General features: G+C 55.2%; 16 protein-coding genes. 8 read left to right on the top strand and 8 right to left on the bottom strand.

From position 1 onward, the window contains the following. The first annotated feature begins 24 nt into the window (after positions 1-24). Positions 25-621 (top strand): ribonuclease HII, encoded by a 597-nt coding sequence (locus PXG97_RS12325; RefSeq protein ID WP_276498051.1) that lies wholly within the window; start codon positions 25-27, stop codon positions 619-621. A 166-nt stretch (positions 622-787) separates the two neighbouring features. On the opposite strand, the gene PXG97_RS12330 is transcribed toward PXG97_RS12325, so the two are convergent. Then, a complete protein-coding gene (locus tag PXG97_RS12330; RefSeq protein WP_276498052.1) occupies positions 788-1,225 on the bottom strand; it encodes a response regulator in 438 nt (145 codons plus the stop codon). Between the two features lie 34 nt (positions 1,226-1,259). Next, positions 1,260-2,753 carry a sensor histidine kinase gene (locus tag PXG97_RS12335; protein ID WP_276498053.1) on the bottom strand — a complete coding sequence of 498 codons (1,494 nt, stop codon included), beginning with the start codon at positions 2,751-2,753 and terminating at the stop codon, positions 1,260-1,262. A gap of 337 nt (positions 2,754-3,090) precedes the next feature. Between PXG97_RS12335 and gcvT the strand changes: the two genes are divergently transcribed. Further along, positions 3,091-4,179: a glycine cleavage system aminomethyltransferase GcvT gene (gene gcvT / locus PXG97_RS12340; RefSeq protein WP_276498054.1), complete on the top strand. Its 1,089-nt coding sequence runs from the start codon at positions 3,091-3,093 to the stop codon at positions 4,177-4,179. 63 nt (positions 4,180-4,242) lie between these two features. Further along, positions 4,243-4,971, top strand: coding sequence for a 2-phosphosulfolactate phosphatase (locus PXG97_RS12345; protein ID WP_276498055.1), 729 nt, complete (start codon positions 4,243-4,245; stop codon positions 4,969-4,971). Between the two features lie 213 nt (positions 4,972-5,184). Here the strand turns inward: PXG97_RS12345 and PXG97_RS12350 are convergent, their stop codons facing one another. From PXG97_RS12350 to PXG97_RS12360, 3 genes are all read right to left on the bottom strand, one after another. After that, positions 5,185-5,511, bottom strand: coding sequence for a nucleotide pyrophosphohydrolase (locus PXG97_RS12350; protein ID WP_276498056.1), 327 nt, complete (start codon positions 5,509-5,511; stop codon positions 5,185-5,187). Positions 5,512-5,513: 2 nt separating this feature from the next. Continuing rightward, positions 5,514-5,972, bottom strand: coding sequence for a D-aminoacyl-tRNA deacylase (gene dtd, locus PXG97_RS12355; protein ID WP_276498057.1), 459 nt, complete (start codon positions 5,970-5,972; stop codon positions 5,514-5,516). A gap of 146 nt (positions 5,973-6,118) precedes the next feature. Beyond that, entirely contained in the window at positions 6,119-6,760 is a 642-nt protein-coding gene (locus tag PXG97_RS12360) for a hypothetical protein (protein WP_276498058.1), read from the bottom strand. Positions 6,761-6,905: 145 nt separating this feature from the next. Between PXG97_RS12360 and PXG97_RS12365 the strand changes: the two genes are divergently transcribed. After that, complete coding sequence (locus PXG97_RS12365) at positions 6,906-7,802, top strand: ATP-grasp domain-containing protein (protein WP_276498059.1); 897 nt, start codon at positions 6,906-6,908, stop codon at positions 7,800-7,802. Between the two features lie 4 nt (positions 7,803-7,806). Here the strand turns inward: PXG97_RS12365 and PXG97_RS12370 are convergent, their stop codons facing one another. Beyond that, a complete protein-coding gene (locus tag PXG97_RS12370; protein WP_276498060.1) occupies positions 7,807-8,712 on the bottom strand; it encodes a universal stress protein in 906 nt (301 codons plus the stop codon). Between the two features lie 158 nt (positions 8,713-8,870). Here PXG97_RS12370 and PXG97_RS12375 point away from each other — a divergent pair, with 158 nt between their 5' ends. Then, positions 8,871-11,567: a hypothetical protein gene (locus tag PXG97_RS12375; protein WP_276498061.1), complete on the top strand. Its 2,697-nt coding sequence runs from the start codon at positions 8,871-8,873 to the stop codon at positions 11,565-11,567. Between the two features lie 211 nt (positions 11,568-11,778). Here PXG97_RS12375 and corA read toward each other — a convergent pair whose 3' ends face one another. Further along, positions 11,779-12,909, bottom strand: coding sequence for a magnesium/cobalt transporter CorA (gene corA, locus PXG97_RS12380; protein WP_276498062.1), 1,131 nt, complete (start codon positions 12,907-12,909; stop codon positions 11,779-11,781). 25 nt (positions 12,910-12,934) lie between these two features. Then, positions 12,935-13,555 (bottom strand): IMPACT family protein, encoded by a 621-nt coding sequence (locus PXG97_RS12385; RefSeq protein ID WP_276498270.1) that lies wholly within the window; start codon positions 13,553-13,555, stop codon positions 12,935-12,937. 77 nt (positions 13,556-13,632) lie between these two features. Here PXG97_RS12385 and PXG97_RS12390 point away from each other — a divergent pair, with 77 nt between their 5' ends. The 3 genes from PXG97_RS12390 to PXG97_RS12400 all read left to right on the top strand — a co-directional run bounded on the left by PXG97_RS12390 (position 13,633) and on the right by PXG97_RS12400 (position 16,973). Continuing rightward, positions 13,633-14,082: a sugar 3,4-ketoisomerase gene (locus PXG97_RS12390; RefSeq protein WP_276498063.1), complete on the top strand. Its 450-nt coding sequence runs from the start codon at positions 13,633-13,635 to the stop codon at positions 14,080-14,082. A gap of 122 nt (positions 14,083-14,204) precedes the next feature. Continuing rightward, positions 14,205-15,317: a DegT/DnrJ/EryC1/StrS family aminotransferase gene (locus PXG97_RS12395; protein ID WP_276498064.1), complete on the top strand. Its 1,113-nt coding sequence runs from the start codon at positions 14,205-14,207 to the stop codon at positions 15,315-15,317. A 714-nt stretch (positions 15,318-16,031) separates the two neighbouring features. Then, positions 16,032-16,973 carry a glycosyltransferase gene (locus PXG97_RS12400; protein WP_276498065.1) on the top strand — a complete coding sequence of 314 codons (942 nt, stop codon included), beginning with the start codon at positions 16,032-16,034 and terminating at the stop codon, positions 16,971-16,973. The last annotated feature ends 51 nt before the right edge of the window (positions 16,974-17,024 follow it).

Below are 17,024 nucleotides of genomic sequence, written 5' to 3' on the forward strand. Positions count from 1 at the left end.
ACTTGCGGCCATACTTATATTTTTATGCTACTATCAAACCACAGTGGCTACACTCTGGAGGCGGGCGTTGATGAGGTAGGGAGGGGCTGCCTGGCCGGGCCGGTGGTGGCTGCGGCCGTTATACTTCCCTTTGATTACCAGCACCCGCTCCTGAACGATTCAAAGAAGCTTACCAGGAAGATTCGTGAGCAGCTGCGCCAGGAGATAACCCGTGATGCCGTAGCCTGGGCCATAGGGGAGGCCACGCCAGAAGAAATCGATACAATAAATATACTGAACGCGACCTACCTGGCCATGCACCGGGCACTGGAGGTACTGCAGCAGCAGCCGGAGTTCCTGCTGGTAGACGGCAATCGCTTTAAGCCCTACCGGCAGCTGCCTTACGCATGTATGGTGAAGGGGGATGGCCGGTTCCTTTCGATTGCGGCGGCCTCTGTGCTGGCCAAGACTTACCGCGACGAACTGATGTGCCGCCTAGCGCAGGAGCACCCGCACTACGCATGGGAGCAGAACGCGGGTTATCCTACCAAAGCGCATCGGGCCGGCATAGCTAGCAATGGCGTTACAAGGCAACACCGCCGGTCGTTTGCCTTGCTGCCAAAGCAGCTGGAGCTGCTATAGGCATGCGCCACCTTTAATTGCGCTTACCATACTTTGCAGAGGGGCATCGGCGGCACCTGCGGGCACAGGTGAACTGTGGAATGCAACTTAGCTCTTTCAAAGTATAAAAGCCGCTATACAGGTCATGTATAGCGGCTTTTATAGTTATATGGGCCGTGCTGGCTTCTTACTTAAGCTTTATCAGGTCCAGGAAGAGGCTGAAGCTATCGAGGGAGGAGTCGCTGCGCTCAAAGCTGTCGAACGACAGGGGCTTAACGATATAACCGGACACGTTCAGGCGCTGTGCAGCCAGTCGATCGGTCTCCTCGTTAGAGGTTGTCATGATGAACACCGGGATATGGCTGAACTCCGGGTCGCGGCGCAGCTCTGCCAAAAACTCCAGCCCATTCATTTTGGGCATGTTTATATCCAGAAGTATAACGCTTGGTGGCGGCGAGATTTTAGGGGATTCGCTACCACGCAGCATGTTCAGAGCCTCCCTGCCGTTGCGTGCCTCAAAAATCGGGTGGTTAAGGCCGATTTTCTTCAGCTCCCGCTCTACATTCATGGTATCCAGGTAATCATCCTCCACTAGCAGGATGTTCACTACTTCTTTCTCGCTCATTATACTATAGTGCTTCTGATCGGATTAGACAAAGCTATAAAAATTTCTGCTCTTTTCCTGACTGTTTTGGCCAGGTAAAGGTAAAAGTTGATCCCAGGCCAAGCTCTGAGTTAACCCAAATGGTACCTCCCTGCAGCTCCACGATTTTTTTCACGATGCTCAGGCCCACGCCGGTGCTTTCCATGGCATCGCGCTCCTGCAGCGTCTGGAAAATTACGAAGATGCGTGAGTGGTATTCAGGGTCGATGCCCGGGCCATCATCTGTCACGGAGAAAACATGGAATTCCTCTGTTTCGTGATGGCGAACCGCAATCTCGCCCCCGTCTTTATCATGGTACTTGATGGCGTTGCTGATCAGGTTGCTGAACACCTGCTGTAGCTGTATACGAACGGTATACAGGGTAGGTAGGTTGTCCTGCACCTCAATCTTAAAGCCAGGCGGTGGCGATAGCAGGTCCACTACCTCTGTGAGCAGCTCGTTCACGTTCACCTCTTCCTCCACCTGGCTGGTGCGGCCAATGCGCGCCAGGGCCAGAATGCCGTTGATCAGGTTCTCCATCCGGTGCACGCGCACGCGCATCATCAGCAGGTACTCTTTTACATTGGCAGGCAACTGGCTTCCCATGTCTTCCTCCACCCAGCGCGAGGCTACCTCTATGCCCCGCAGCGGCGCCTTCAGGTCGTGCGACACCACATAGGCAAACTGGTCCAGTTCCTTGTTCTTCAGGTCCAGCTCTGTGAACGTCTCGTCAATGGTGGCCGACATGCGGTTGAGCGAGTGCGACAGGCGGCTTAGTTCATCGTTGCTGGTATCTACTATCTGTGTCTTGTAGTCCCCCCGCGATACCTGTTCGGCCAGCGTCACCATTTTTACGATCCTGTTGGTAATGAGGCGCGTTATGTAGTAGGCCCAGCCCAGGCCGATGATGACCGAGAGTATGGTAAGTATGGTAGAGAGCTGGCGCGTGTTGTTTATACTTTTGCTCAGGCGCTCGCTGCGCTCCTGGCGCACCTTGTACTCAATCGCGTTGAAGGCCCGGAAGGCGGTTCTGATCGAGTCCATCACCAGCTGCTCCCCCAGCACCAGCTTTTCCAGCTGTGCATCCAGCTCGCGCTCGGTCATGAGCGTGTCCTGGTGGCCGCGCTTCATTTGGATAAGGGGCTCCGCGAACTCCTTCTCCAGCCGTTTCTGCAGCTCTGCTATCTCCTCCAGCTTCTTTTTCTGTTCGGATAGGTTGGTTACAAAGTCGCGGGTCTCCTGCATCAGCTCCGGCATCTGCTCCCGGGCCTGCCAGTAAGGCTTCAGGAACGTCTCGTTTCCGTTGAGCAGGAACCCACGCAAGCCTGTCTCCATATCAATGATGTTGCGCTGGAGGGCGGCCGAGTTGCGGACCACAATCTGTGAGCGCGACACCCACTGCGTGTTCTCGATAACTGCCTCCGAAAGCCGGAAGTTAACGATGGCTACAGCAGTAAAGAGTACCGATATCAGCAGAAAACCGGCAAAAAGTTTAACAGAAAGCTTCATGGAAGGGTGCTACAGGTTTGCCACGGCCATACAACAAGGTGCGGCGGGCGCGGCTAGGCTACAAGGATGGCGCGTGGATGTCTTGGATCGGTAAAAGCAGGCAATTATGGTGGTATCGCGGGGCCGCGGCAGCGGTGCGATCAGGTGCAGTTTGGGTAAGCATATATTTTCCTTGGCTATTATTCTGGTTATCGCTCATACGGCGCTTAGGCTTACAGGTTACAGACCTGCTTTACTTTTTTGAGGGCAAGCACCCACAGCAGCAGGGGCATTAATTTAGGTATGCGCCCGAAATTTACTTATTTTTGCCTTATATAAAAGAACAGCTAAACCTGACATGGAACTTAAGAAAATCGCTTTAAATGATGTGCACGAGGCGCTGGGCGCCAAGATGGTGCCTTTTGCCGGCTACAACATGCCTGTGCGCTATTCATCAGATATAGAAGAACATAAAACAGTGCGCGAGGCCGTGGGTATTTTTGATGTGTCGCACATGGGCGAGTTCATGCTGCGCGGCCCCAAGGCTTTGGACCTGATCCAACGCGTAACCTCCAACGACGCCTCCAAACTGGCGGACGAGAAAATACAGTACTCGTGCCTGCCCAACGAGGACGGCGGTATTGTAGACGACCTGTTGGTGTACCGGTTCTCGGAAGAAGAGTACATGCTGGTGGTAAACGCCTCCAACATCGACAAGGATTGGAACTGGATCAGCAAGTATAACACTGAGGGGGTGGAGATGGAGAACATCTCTGACAACATCTCTCTGTTTGCCGTGCAAGGCCCTAAGGCTGCCGAGGCACTGCAGTCGCTCACAAAGGTGGACCTGGCCAGCATGGTATACTATACGTTTGAGAAAGGGGAGTTTGCCGGGGCGCAGGATGTGATTATTTCGGCCACTGGCTATACTGGTGCAGGCGGCTTTGAGATCTATGTAAAGAACGAGGACGCCAGGAAGGTGTTTGACGCCATCATGGAGGCTGGCAAAGCGTTTGGCATCAAACCGATCGGACTGGGTGCACGCGACACGCTGCGCCTGGAGATGGGCTTCTGCCTCTACGGCAACGACATCGACGATACGACTTCGCCGCTGGAGGCTGGCTTGGGCTGGATCACGAAGTTCGACAAAGACTTTGTGAACGCCGAGAACCTGAAGACGCAGAAGGAGCAGGGCGTGAGCCGCAAGCTGATCGCCTTTGAAATGTTGGAGAAGGCTATTCCGCGTGCGCACTACGAGATCGTGAACGCAGAAGGTGAGAAGATAGGGGAGGTAACCTCCGGCACCATGTCTCCATCGCTGGGCAAGGGCATCGGTCTGGGTTATGTAACCAAAGACTTCAGCAAGGCCGGCTCCGAGATCTTTATCCGCGTGCGCAACAAAGACATGAAGGCGCAGGTGGTGAAGCTGCCTTTTGTTAAAAAATAGTTAATCGTTGATCGCTATTCGGTCATAAGGAATCGAATAACGATCAATCAACAACGAAAACGTATGCCAAGTATAGACGTGTGCTTCAGCCCGGAGCTGCTGCACCTGTACGATTTGAAGGGAAAGGCAGTGGTGGCCGTGGACATTCTGCGGGCCACCTCTACCATGGTAACGGCCTTTGCCGAGGGGGCAGCGCATATTTTCCCGGTAATGGAGTTGGAGGAGTGCCGCGGCTTTTCAGAGCGTGGCTGCCTGACGGCTGCGGAGCGCAACGGCATCAAGGCCGAGGGGTTTGACCTGGGCAACTCCCCGTTCGCTTACATGGATGGAAAGGTGCAGGGCCGCGACATCGCCATCACCACCACCAACGGCACCCGCGCCATCCGCCTGTCCGAGGCGGCAGAGGAGATTGTGGTGGGGGCTTTCCTGAACCTGCAGGCGGTGGCCGATCACCTGGAGGAACTGGGGCTGGATGTGCTGGTCGTATGTGCTGGCTGGAAAGGCCAGTTTAACCTGGAGGACACGCTGTTTGCCGGGGCGCTGGTGGAGCGCCTGCAGGATAGCTTCTCCTCGGAGCACGATAGCTCACTGGCCGCTTTACACCTGTACCAGACTGCTAAAACCGATATGGTTGGCTTCCTGCGCCAGTCATCGCATGTGCGCCGGCTGGAGCACCTCGAGATTCACAAGGACATTGAGTTCTGCCTCCGCCACGATGTGTACAACGTGCTGCCCGTGTGGCGCCACGACAGGCTGCTGGACCTGATGAAAGTTAGGGAGCTAGAGAGTTAGAAAGTTTACCCTTATTAAGTATAAACGGGAGCGGCTGGCACTATGTAAGTGCCAGCCGCTCCTGTTTATACTTAGTTTACATCGTCCTGCCGCAAGTTTTCAGCTTGCTTTCTGCCGAGCAGAAAAGGAAACATTCAGTGGCCTAGCTCCATTGTTCAGCCGGAACTACAGCTGTCTTTTCGGCACCACTTTCTAACCTTCTAACTTTTAAATTTACTTCAGCTTCTCGTTTTGCTTGTGGCGGTCGCTGTCGCGGCTGGTCTTTTTCTCCAGGTTTTTCTGCAGCGCCTCGGTCAGGTTCACACCGGTTTGGTTGGCCAGGCAGATCAGCACGAACAGCACGTCGGCCAGTTCATCGCCAAGTTGCTTGCCCTCATCGCTTTTCTTAAACGACTGCTCCCCATACTGGCGGGAGATAATGCGGGCCACTTCGCCTACCTCCTCGGTAAGTATGGCCATGTTCGTAAGCTCGTTAAAGTAACGCACCCCGTTTTCCTTGATCCACTTGTCTACAATGGCCTGTGCTTCGGCTATGGTCATGCTTAAAAAAGGTCTTTCTGTTTGGTGTCCATCACAATTGTTACCGGGCCGTCGTTCAGCAGCGACACTTTCATATCGGCCCCAAACTCACCGGTCTGCACCGGCTTGCCCAGCGCCTCCTCCAGCAGCTGCACAAAGCGCTCATACAGCGGTATGGAAACAGCAGGCGGTGCGGCGTTGGTGTAGGAGGGGCGGTTGCCTTTCTTGGTGCTGGCGTAAAGCGTAAACTGGCTGATCACAAGCGCATCGCCGTCCACGTTTTTTATACTTAGGTTCATCTTTCCTTCGGCATCCGAGAAAATGCGCAGCGCGGCGACCTTGCCCGCCATCCACTTCAGGTCCTCTTCGGTGTCGTCGGCCGTGAAGCCGGCCAGCAGCAGCAGCCCTAAGCCGATCTCGCCTTTCGTCGTGCCATCAATTTGCACAGCAGCCTGAGTCACCCGCTGAATCACGATTCGCATAACATGCTATACTTTGGTTCAGGGCAAAGGTAGTGATTTGGAGGTTCGGAAAATTGGGAAATTGGAATTGTGGTAACTGGAAAACTTTGGGAGCTACCGAAGTATAAAACAGGATATCAGGCAGGATAACCAACCAGCAATCAAACCTAATCTACATATCCCTCATACAGGATGCGGCTCACTTTGCCGTTCTGTAGGTAAAAGTGCAGGGTGGCCGGCGCGCCCTCCGGGGCAGAGGCCACCACTTCGTTTGGTGTCTGAATGATTTTCAGGTCCTCGCCCTGGTTTTTGAGGCGGTTCAGCAACTCGCCGTGCGACATACCCACGCGCAGGTTGTGGCGCAGCTTAATGTGGGCACTGCGGATGTCGGCCATTTGCAGCAGCAGCTCACCGGAGTGGGTCGGGGCGTAAAACTCCAGAGCCGAATTGCCGAAGCGGATGGTGTAGATCGTATCGGTCACGCTGGCCTTGTGGCGGTTCTCGATGGCATCGGCCTCCACCGTAAAGTCCGTGTCGATGCGGTCGAAGTAGGTGGTGAGGTTGTTGCTTTGCTTTCGATTGGCCACAAAGGGGTTGCCTAGCAGGTCGATGGTGGCGGGGGCACTGTTACTGTTCACGGCCGTGGTGTCAGGCGCGGCGGCGGCAGGGCGCTCCAAAGGCATGTCGCCCTCCTCCTCTGAGGTATTATCGGTGCAGGCGGTGGCGATGGTATGGATAAACAGCAACAGCAGGAGCAGCCGGGCTTTTAGGCTGCACTGGTGACAGATGCTGTGAGGGCGGAGAAGCATAGTGAACGATGTATAGTAAGTAAAGAGTGCGGGTAAACTATATTTACATACGAGTATTTACCGCCCAAAAGTTATAGTTTAAAACCGCTTTGATGGGTTGTTTTACCCCGCTATAAAGTATATTTGGCGGCAAAGATGATAAAAAATGAACACACAGCAAATAGCGCTCATCACTTATAAAGACGCCGGAAAATACACGGGAGTTTCGGAGGAGGAGAATGCCCGCCTGCATGAATTCTTAACGCAGAAAGGGCTGCAGGTTACTTTTGAGATATGGGACGACCCGGCCGTGGATTGGGGCAAGTATGACCTGGTTCTGTTGAAGTCTCCATGGGATTACTTTGATAAAATCGAAGCCTTTTATATTTGGTTAAACAGGCTGGAGCAGCTGCAGGTGCGGGTGCTGAACCCGATCGATATCGTGCGCTGGAACACCAACAAGCATTATTTGGTAGAGCTGCAGCAGAAAGGGGAGAAAGTGGTGCCGACAGTGTGGCTGGAGCAAGGCGGGCAACTGAACGTAGCCGGGGTTTTTGCGCAGTTGCAGTCAGAGAAGATCATTATAAAACCAGCCGTCAGCGGCGGCGCCAAAAATACCTTTGCCCTTACCCAAGCAGAGGCAGCGGCACAGGCCGAGCGCATACGTGAGCTGCTGCTGCAGGAAAGTTTCCTGGCGCAGCCCTTCATCCCCGAGATCCAGACAAAAGGGGAGTGGTCGTTCCTGTTCTTTAACGGCATGTACAGCCACACCGTGCTGAAGACAGCCAAGGCCGGCGACTTCAGGGTGCAGCATTTCTTCGGCGGAACCATACACACCCCGGAGCCGCCGGCAGCTTTGTTGGAGGCTGCCCACAACCTGGTAGACAAGTATGCGCCGGGCTGCCTCTACGCCCGTGTGGACGGGGTGGAGCTGAACGGAGAACTGGTGCTGATGGAGCTGGAGCTGATCGAGCCGTTCCTGTTCATGGGTACCAGCGAGGGCGCCATAGATCGGTACTACGACGCCCTGGTAGAGCAGCTGCAGCAGCCTGCGAAAGTATAAGGGGCTATGCCTTTTCGGAGCTGTGGAAGACTAAGATCGGTACCTGTGCCTCCAGCACCAGCTTTTTGCTGAGGCTCGGCTTAAAGATACTGCTGAACAGGGAGCGCTGGTGGTTGTTTACGGCCACCAGGTCCACCTGCTCGCGCTTCACGAACTCCTGCAGGGCATCGGCTACATCCTCGTCGCTCGGCAGTATGGCGAACAGCATGTTATGGTCAGGCAGGGCAGCGTATAGCCTTGCCTGCAGCTGTTCCATTTTGTGGCTGTCGTCGCGCTCCGAATCCTCGGTGCCGATGTGGGCGCAGAGGATCACTGAGTTAAAGGGCTTTAGCAGTTGCAGCAGCGCCGTAATGGCTTCCGCATCCGTCTTGTCAAAGTCTGTGGCATAGAGCACGCGGCTCAGGCTGTGTTCTTTGTATGGCTCCGGTACGGTGAGCAGCGGCACTTTTGCATCTTCTACCATTTTAGTGGTGACGGTGCCGAAGAGGGAGCGGGAGACGTTATCCTCGCCTTTGGTGCCCATCAGCAGCAGGTCAGGCTTGAAGCGGCCTATCTCATCCGATATGACATCCTCCGGCAACCCATTTATGAAGGCGTGCTTCAGGTGGATGTGCTGCCCGTGCGTGCGCGCCTCCGCCTGCATCTCCTTGTAAAGGCCTTCTAGCTTTTCCTGTTCCTCTGTCTGGTTGCGTTGCAGTACGCGGTCAGTTATCATCTCAGACCCAGGGCTAAGGGAGCTGCGGCCGGTGTCGTCAAGCGGGTCGTCGAGCTGGGGTTGCAACAGGTAATCGCTGAAGCAGTGCAGCAGCAGCAGTTCGGCCTGCGGCAGGCCGGCGCACATGTGCAGGGCGTAGCGGCAGGCATTTTTAGCGCTCTCTGTGAAGTCAACAGGTATAAGTATTCTGTACATAGGTTCTATTCATAAAAGTTATAGCTTGGGCTTGGATGGTGTATACGTGGCTGGCATGAAAATGAGTTGTAGCTGCTGCCCGCTTCCCCCACCTGGAGGCACTGCCTCCGGGGCAGTTCCAAAATTTCTCCTATTTTTGTAGCCACACAGCGCTTGCTATGCTAAAACGCATTGTCTTTTTCTTTATCGGGTTTGTTATACTAGCCTCCCTGGCTTTCTACGGTTTCAGCCGTTGGAAGGCCTCGCGGGAGAAAGTAGACCTATGGGCGCTGGTACCCGACGATGCGGCGCTGGTGGTGGAAACCAACCATCATCAGCGGTTGATGGAGCACCTGCGCGAAACGGAGCTGTGGCAGAGTTTCTCGGTGCTGCCCGCGGCCAGCAGCCTGGCCGACAATCTGGCTTACCTGGATAGCATTGCACCTGGGAACCAGCGCCTCGACCGCTTCCTGAACGAGAAAAACATGCTTACCTCGCTGCACGTGGATGGCAAGTCCGATGTGAGGTATGTGTTTTACTTGCCCGTCAACTCTGTGGGCGAGCACCGCTTTCTGCGCAACCTTACCGAGAACATTAACAAGAGCACGGTGTTCGAGCAAAGCTCCCGCGATTACCAGGGCCATTTGCTCACCGATATTACCAACACCCGCAACGGCAGCAGCTTCACCTACTTCACCTACCACAACAACATCATCCTAAGTGCCTCCCCTGCGTTGGTGGAGCAGATTGTACGGCGCGTAAGCCGCGGCACGCCCGTTTCGGTGGCGGCAGAGTTCAGCAACGTGGATTACCTGAGCCAACCCGATGTATATGCCAATGTGTTTGTGAACTACCGTGTGCTGCCGGAGCTTCTGGGGCTGTTTTTGCAGGAGGATGTGATGCCACAGGTGCGCTACCTCGCCTCACTGTGCCAGAACGGCATGCTGGAGCTGAAGCTGGAGCGTAACAAGATTTTCCTGAACGGCTTCTCCCTTCCTGAAAAATTGAAGAATTCATTGCATGCTACCATGCAGCCGCAAAGGCCGCAGCCGCTGGCGATGAGAGCCTATCTGCCCAACAACACGGCCATGGTGCTGCACTTTGGCCTGCAAGAGGTAGCGCATTTGCGCCAGCCGCCGGGAACTGCAGCAGCGGTAGTGGACAGCCTTGCCCGGAGTTTCAGCAATGAGGCGGCCCTGGTATACCTGGAGACAAACAGTATAAGCCAGAGCCCCGATAAGGTGGTGTATGCCCGTACGGAAAACCCTGCCCACACACAGCGCCTGCTCAGCAAGCTGGCCAGTGCGGAGGATGGAAAGCCGTATACGGAGAAGTATGGCACCTACACCATACAGCTACTGAGGGTGCCGAAGCTGCCGGAGCAACTGCTGGGCCGCGTGTTTCAGGGGTTTGAGCAGAGCTATGTGGTGCAGGTGGATGACTACCTGCTGCTGGCGGAGGAGATGGCGGCGCTGCGCCAGGTCCTGGATGACATAGCCGAGGGTAATGTGTGGAGTAAGTCGGCGGCGCAGAAAGCCTTTCAGGAGGAGACGCTGCAGGAGGCAAACTTTAGCCTGTACCTCAATAACGCAAACGCCTGGTACATCCTGAACCGCTACACCACCGAGGAGGAGCGGGAGGAGCTGCTGCAGAACGCTACCCTGATCAGGCGCTTTGCGCAGGTGGCGCTGCAGTTCGCGGCCGTGGAGGGCCGCTATTACACCAGCCTCGTTATCCGCAGGCCAGACCAGACCAAGGGTAACCGGCAGGATGGCTTTGAGGAAGAAGAAAGTATAACGTTAGATTCCCGGCTTGTGTCGCGCCCGTTCCCGATACAGAACGCGGTGGACAGGAGCCGCGAGCTGGCCGTGCAGGACTCTGCCCATGTGCTCATCAACATCAATGCCGGCGGCAGGCGCGGCTGGACGGACAGCCTGGGCACCGCCCTCCGTAGCGATGTGAAGCAGATAGAGTACGGCCCTGACAAAAAGCTCCGTTACCTGTACATCACCGAAAGCCGCATCCACGCCGTGAACAACCAGGGGCAGCCACTGGAGAATTTCCCATTTAACCTGCCGGACACTGTAAAGCTGCAGCACCTGGCCGTTTTTGACTATGAGAAAGACGGCAACTACCGCCTGTTGGTGGATGATGACCTGGGCAACCTGTATGTATACAACATGCGTGGGGCGGCCATACAAGGCTGGAACCCGCGCCGCATGGATTACCGCCTCTCGGCAGAGCCGCAGCACCTGCGGGTAGGCGGCCGCGACGTAATTCTGGTGTCGCTGGAGAATGGCTACATCTATGCCCTTAACCGCAATGGCGACACTTATCCCGGTTTCCCGATCAACCTGAAGGTTCCCCTTACCTCTGGCCTAACGGCGAAAGTAGGGGCCGACCTGCGGCGCACGGAGGTGACGGCGGTAACCCGGTACGGGAATGTGGTAACCTTTAACCTGCAGGGCAGGGTAGTAAATCAGCAGCAGCTAAAACGGCCTAGCAAGCAAGCCATGTTTGAGATGGTGCCGGAGAGCAGCAACGGCCGCTCTTATGTTATTGTGCGGCAGGAGCGGGGGAATGTGGCTATCATAGATCAGGACCTGAAAGAGCTGTTTGAGAAGAGCTACGTTACCTCGGCCCCTAAAGTCGTGCAGTACTTCCGCTTTGGCGGAGCCAACAAAATTTATGCGATCACCGAGACAGGCCCTGGCAAAACCTACCTCTACGACGCCAACGGGAGGCTCATCGGCGGCCGCTCTTTGGAGAACAGCAATCCCGTGACCATCTACTACAACGAGACCGCCAACGACTACACGCTATACTTCACCTCGGGCAGCCAGCTGAAGAAGATGCGGTTTAGCGTGGGGGAGTAGTGCTTTCTTCTTCGACAAAGGAGTTTTTTGACACAGGACAAAAGACGCTGCCTGTATATCGAATCACGACATACGTAGCGCTACCTCTGAATATGAACTTCGTGACAAAGGCCACTGCGACAAAAGCGCACTTAACAGAAGCAGTTTAGAAAGCTTGCTTATTTACCTCTTGGCCTTTGCCAGGTAGTCTTTTGTCAAATCGTCAAATAAATCAAAAGCTCCTGAACCAGCCTTTCCTGTAAAAGAAGTATAGTTGCAGCAGGATGAGTATCGCCATCAGGGCGATCAGGATCGGATAGGAGTTTGGCTGGTAAAGTTCGGGCATACTGTGCGGAAAAACCTTGCCTGTCTCGGGGTCCTCGTGCGCAAAGTTCATCCCATACAGGCCTACGATAAAGCTCAGCGGAATAAAGATGCTGGAGATGATGGTGAGCACTTTCATAATCTCATTCATGCGGTTGCTCACCGTGGACATGTACAGCTCCACCAGGCTCGAGGCCATTTCGCGATGGTTCTCTACCAGGTCGATCAGCTGCACGGCATGGTCGTAGGCATCACGGAAGTATACCTTCAGGTTTTCGGGAATGGTGTCCTCGTCCATGCGCAGGAGCTCGTTCATCAGGTCGCGGGCGGGCCACGTGATGCGGCGCAGCTTTATGAGCTCACTCTTCAGGTCCAGGATCTGGCTTAGCGTGGCCTTGTTTGGCTGGCGCAGTACCTCCTGCTCCAGGTCTTCGATGTAGATACCAATGTCAGCTATTACCGGGAAGTAGTAATCCAGCACCACATCCAGTATAGCATAGGCAATATAGGTGGCTGGCCGCTGCCGGATAACACCTTTGCCGCCTCTTATGCGCTCCCTTAGCGGGTCCAGGCAGTCGCCGTAGTCGCTTTGCAGGCTGAGCACGTAGTTAGGGCCCGTAAACAGTGAGAGCTGGATGTCGTCCAGCGTCCTGAACTCAGGGGACCAACGCAGCATGCGCGTAATCATGAACAGGCGGTTCCCATCAAACTCCTCCACCTTTGGCCGTTGGTAGTCGTTGACGACGTCTTCCATCTGCAGGGGGTGCAGTTTGAAATCAACGATCAGCTGCTCCAGCATGGTCTGGTCGGCGTACCCTCTGATGTCGATCCAATGCCGTGCATCCGGCCTGGCGTTTACCCTCTGCAATAACTCCTGGTACGTCTTCAGTTCCCGCTCCTCGAACATCCCCTCGTTAAACGACATCAGGAAAAAACGCGGGGCATAGGCCTCGGCAGGTATAAGCAGCGAGCCAGGCTTTATGCCTGCCTTGCGTTCCAGGATTTTATTGCGGGCACGGTTGTGTTTGCGTTTCGACATAGGGAGATTTTGGGAGTTAGAGGGTTTAAGAGTGAGTGAGGGGATCGTTTTTTACAGAAACTTCAACGCCCTCCATGTCCTGCAGTTTCGTGGTAACCTCCTCCTGCAGCTTGAGGCGCACTTCCAGCGTCAGGCGGCAGTCTAGCTCAAACTGCTGGTCGCGCACAGCCAGGTCGTACTCTTTCACCAGGCTCATCACATCGTTCATCTGCGGGTAGGCATAATGCGCCTGCAGCAGCACCGTTTCGTGTTTCTCCACCACAGTGGCACTGGCCAGCGCCTCGGCCGTGGATACCTTGTACGCATTTATCAGGCCGCTTACGCCCAGTTTGGTGCCCCCAAAATAACGCACCACCACCACCAGCACATTGCTCAGCTCAGCCGAGCGGATCTGGCCAAGGATAGGGTCGCCGGCGGAGTGGTTGGGCTCGCCGTCGTCGTTGGCGCGGTAGCGGGCTTGGTCGGCCCCCAGAATGTAGGCGTAGCAGTGGTGGCGGGCGTCGTAGTACTTCTTGCGAAGCTCGGTTAGCACCTCCTTCACCTCCTCCTCGGAGTAAACCGGGTAGGCCAGCGCAATAAACTTGCTGCCTTTCTCTTTGTACAGGCCCTCGGCGGGTTCGGCTATGGTGCGGTAGGTATCCTCCATGGTGGCGTGTGCTGGTTGCATTCCTGCAAGTTAACCAAAGGCGGGCAAGGGTAAAAATTATACCGATCCTCTCTTAAATGACGTACATTTGCAGCAGCACCAAAGTATACGTTTTGCCAGCCACACCCTACCTGATTCCTTTGCACCGTGTGGGTAGCCCCGAGATAGGCTACATCACCAGCACGCAGTTTGCCGAGAACGTGCCCTTTGAGATAAAGCGGGTGTTCTGGACCCAGGACACACCGCCGGGGGTGGAGCGCGGGCACCATGCCAACATGGCCACCGAGGAGGTGCTGATTGCCCTGAGCGGAAGTATAAAAGTGCTGACCGACACCGGCCGCCAAAAGCAGGAGTTCGTGCTTACGCACCCGCAGCAGGGCCTCTACATACCGGCCATGTGCTGGACCGAGTTGCGCTTTTCCGAAGGCGCCACCGCCCTCTGCCTCACCTCCACCGACTTCAGCGAAGCCGACTATATCCGCGACTACGGCCGTTTTCTGCAGTTGGCCTCGCACATAGAGCTATAAAAGTATAACTGTTAATCGGACCAGGGTCTTCAGGATCGTAAGGATTTGCAGCAATAAAATTCATACATTCATAACTCTATAACTCTCAAACGCTCTAACTCCTAAACTCCCTTCACTCTCCCATGCAGCCATTGCCATACTTCCAGTTCAGAGATTTTCCGGTGGGCCTGGAGCCGCAGGTGCAGCGGGCCTTGCTGGAGGCGGTGGCTAGTAAGCAGTATGTGCTGGGGCCGCAGGTGCGGGCTTTTGAGCAGGAGTTTGCCGCTTACCTGGGAGCAGGTGCCGCGGTAGGCGTGGGCAATGGCTACGATGCCCTGGTAATAGCGCTGAAAGCTTTGGGCGTGGGAGCGGGGGATGAGGTGGTGCTGCCGGTGCATACGTTTATCGCCACCGTTAATGCGGTGCTGCAGGTAGGGGCAAAGCCTGTGCTGGCCGAGCCGGACAAGTATACTTATAACCTCACAGCTGCCACGGCCGCGCGGCATATTACCTCCAAGACCAAAGCCATACTTGCCGTGCACCTTTACGGGCAGGTTTGCCAGATGGGCGGGCTGCAGCAGCTGGCGCAAGCGCAAGGTATAAAGCTGCTGGAGGACGCTGCCCAGGCACATGGCGCCAAGTATAAAAGTAGCTACGCAGGAAGTATGGGTGATGCCGCTGCCTTCAGTTTTTACCCCACCAAAAATCTGGGAGCCTTAGGCGATGCCGGGGCTGTGGTAACCGCTGATGCGGCTGTGGAGGCCTTTGCCAGGAAGTATCGGAATTATGGCGAGAGCCAGAAGTATAAATCAGAACAGATAGGTATAAACTCGCGGCTGGATGAGCTGCAGGCGGCGGCGCTGCGGGTAAAGCTGCAGCACCTGGAGGCACTGAACGCCGAGCGGCGGCGCCTGGCGCAAGTATACCTGCAGGAGCTGCAAAGCACCGGCGACCTTGTCCTTCCGGTCACGGCTCCCGGCTGCGGGCATGTCTACCACATTTTTAACATCCGCACCAGGTATAGAAACGAACTGCAGGCCTTCCTGCAAGAGCAGGGGGTTGGCACGGCTGTGCACTACCCGGTGCCGGTGCACCTGCAGCCCGCTTATACTTTCCTGGGCCACAAGGCCGGCGATTTCCCGGTAGCCGAAGAGCTGGCCGGCACGAGCCTTAGCCTTCCCCTCTTCCCCGGCCTCACCGAAGCAGAGCAGCAACGGGTGGTAGAGCAGGTAAGGTTATTTTTTAGGAAGGGGTAGTTCTTTATTGTTGATTGCTGATAGTTGGCTTGCAGCATTGCAGCACCGGACTAACCACTCCTGCCGCTCCTTATTTAAGGAGGTGAGCCTGCAACTGCTTTGGCTAAAGTATAAGCGCTGTAACTCTGGCTATTCAGATTAACCCACCCCAACCCCTCCTTAGCAAAGGGAGCCTGTTATTACTGGTGCTGAAGTATATATTTCATAGGTTCTGCTTTAACACCCCTATAGTCCCCTCAAGGGGACAGTCGTAATAGCAGTGGCTATCGAACAAGAACCCAATCTTTGGGTTGAGCGCCTTCTAGATTTCCGGTGCCCGCAAGGGCATTGCGACAGCAAAGGAAATGTAGACAGCGCGATGCCCGAGGACGAGGCCTCCCGGCCTGGAGGAAGCCAAAGCAGGAGGTGAAACGAGGCGATAGTAAGTCTGGAGGAAGAACAGCAGCTAGAAAAGATAGCTTGGTTCCAACTGCACAAAGCAGCGGCTAAGAGAGACACAAGCGGACGCTTGCGCTAGAGAAGTCTGAAAACTTGCACCAGGAAAGGTATAGCTTACACAGATTGGTATGTCCGGAACAGCGACAGCTATGGAAATATAAAAGAGAGACGGGCTGCAAATCCCGCCAGCGGTGCGGCAGGAAAGTATAAGCGGTGCAAAACCTGCAGCCGCTGCCACGCCAGCACAGCGCAACACAAAATTCCTTATCTTCGCTCATGCCCCAGCCACTCGTTTCTGTCATCTGCCTGTGCTACAACCACGAGCGCTTCCTGCGCGAGGCCTTGGACTCTGTCTTAGCGCAGACTTACCCCAACCTGGAGGTAATCATCGTGGACGACTGCAGCACCGATAACAGTGTGGGCATCATTCAGGAGTATGTGCAGCGACATCCGCAGCTTAAGTTCATCAGCACGGGCCAAAACCTGGGCAATACCAAAGCCTTTAACATGGGGTGGCGCGCCAGTAAGGGGGAGTTTATACTTGACTTTGCCACCGACGACGTGTTGCTGCCTGAACGGGTGGCGCAGCAGGTGGCTCAGTTTCAGCGCCTGGGCCCGGAGTTTGGCGTGGTCTATTCGGATGCCGAGTACATCTCTGATGATTCAGAACACCTGTACTACCATAGCCAGAAGTATAAAGCAGCCCCGGACGGTGACGTGTTTGCAGAGGTATTGGGGCGCTACTTCATCTGCCCACCTACCATGCTCATCCGGCGCAAGGTGTTTGAGGCGTTGAGCGGATATGATGAGCGCCTGGCCTATGAGGACTTCGATTTTTGGGTGCGCTCCGCCCGCCAGTATAAGTATGGGTATCTGCCTGCAGTAACCACTAAACGCCGCCTGCACAACCGCTCCCTTTCCAGCGGATGGTACCGGAAAGGCAACCAATTGCTGGCTTCTACGGTTGTAGTGTGTAAGAGAGCCGCAGAACTGGTGCAAACTCCGCAAGAGCGAGAGGCACTGGCCAGGCGGCTGAAGTATGAGGCGCGGCATGCCTTCCTCACTGGTAATTTTACAGAGGCAGAGCAGTTGCTGCAGCTACTAAAGCAAACTACAGGCACCCCTCTTTTGTACCGGTTTCTCCGGCAGCTAAACAGGCATAAAATTGAGCTCGGTTTCCTGCGCAATCTGTACCGCAGGCTTCGGGGCCAACATTAAATAGCACTGTTTTGTTTACTTACTCTCTTTTTATCCGTAAGCTAAAGTTAA

This window comes from Pontibacter litorisediminis, assembly GCF_029360645.1.
In the GTDB taxonomy this organism is placed as follows: domain Bacteria; phylum Bacteroidota; class Bacteroidia; order Cytophagales; family Hymenobacteraceae; genus Pontibacter; species Pontibacter litorisediminis.

Bases quoted from the DNA above. Each gene is read 5' to 3' on its own strand.
- PXG97_RS12345 (WP_276498055.1), top strand. From the start codon at position 4,243: ATGCCAAGTATAGACGTGTGCTTCAGCCCGGAGCTGCTGCACCTGTAC.
- PXG97_RS12350 (WP_276498056.1), bottom strand. From the start codon at position 5,511: ATGACCATAGCCGAAGCACAGGCCATTGTAGACAAGTGGATCAAGGAA.
- PXG97_RS12400 (WP_276498065.1), top strand. From the start codon at position 16,032: ATGCCCCAGCCACTCGTTTCTGTCATCTGCCTGTGCTACAACCACGAG.
- gcvT (WP_276498054.1), top strand. From the start codon at position 3,091: ATGGAACTTAAGAAAATCGCTTTAAATGATGTGCACGAGGCGCTGGGC.
- PXG97_RS12385 (WP_276498270.1), bottom strand. From the start codon at position 13,555: ATGGAGGATACCTACCGCACCATAGCCGAACCCGCCGAGGGCCTGTAC.
- dtd (WP_276498057.1), bottom strand. From the start codon at position 5,972: ATGCGAATCGTGATTCAGCGGGTGACTCAGGCTGCTGTGCAAATTGAT.
- PXG97_RS12365 (WP_276498059.1), top strand. From the start codon at position 6,906: ATGAACACACAGCAAATAGCGCTCATCACTTATAAAGACGCCGGAAAA.
- PXG97_RS12360 (WP_276498058.1), bottom strand. From the start codon at position 6,760: ATGCTTCTCCGCCCTCACAGCATCTGTCACCAGTGCAGCCTAAAAGCC.
- PXG97_RS12335 (WP_276498053.1), bottom strand. From the start codon at position 2,753: ATGAAGCTTTCTGTTAAACTTTTTGCCGGTTTTCTGCTGATATCGGTA.
- PXG97_RS12370 (WP_276498060.1), bottom strand. From the start codon at position 8,712: ATGTACAGAATACTTATACCTGTTGACTTCACAGAGAGCGCTAAAAAT.
- corA (WP_276498062.1), bottom strand. From the start codon at position 12,909: ATGTCGAAACGCAAACACAACCGTGCCCGCAATAAAATCCTGGAACGC.
- PXG97_RS12390 (WP_276498063.1), top strand. From the start codon at position 13,633: ATGACGTACATTTGCAGCAGCACCAAAGTATACGTTTTGCCAGCCACA.
- PXG97_RS12375 (WP_276498061.1), top strand. From the start codon at position 8,871: ATGCTAAAACGCATTGTCTTTTTCTTTATCGGGTTTGTTATACTAGCC.
- PXG97_RS12330 (WP_276498052.1), bottom strand. From the start codon at position 1,225: ATGAGCGAGAAAGAAGTAGTGAACATCCTGCTAGTGGAGGATGATTAC.
- PXG97_RS12395 (WP_276498064.1), top strand. From the start codon at position 14,205: ATGCAGCCATTGCCATACTTCCAGTTCAGAGATTTTCCGGTGGGCCTG.
- PXG97_RS12325 (WP_276498051.1), top strand. From the start codon at position 25: ATGCTACTATCAAACCACAGTGGCTACACTCTGGAGGCGGGCGTTGAT.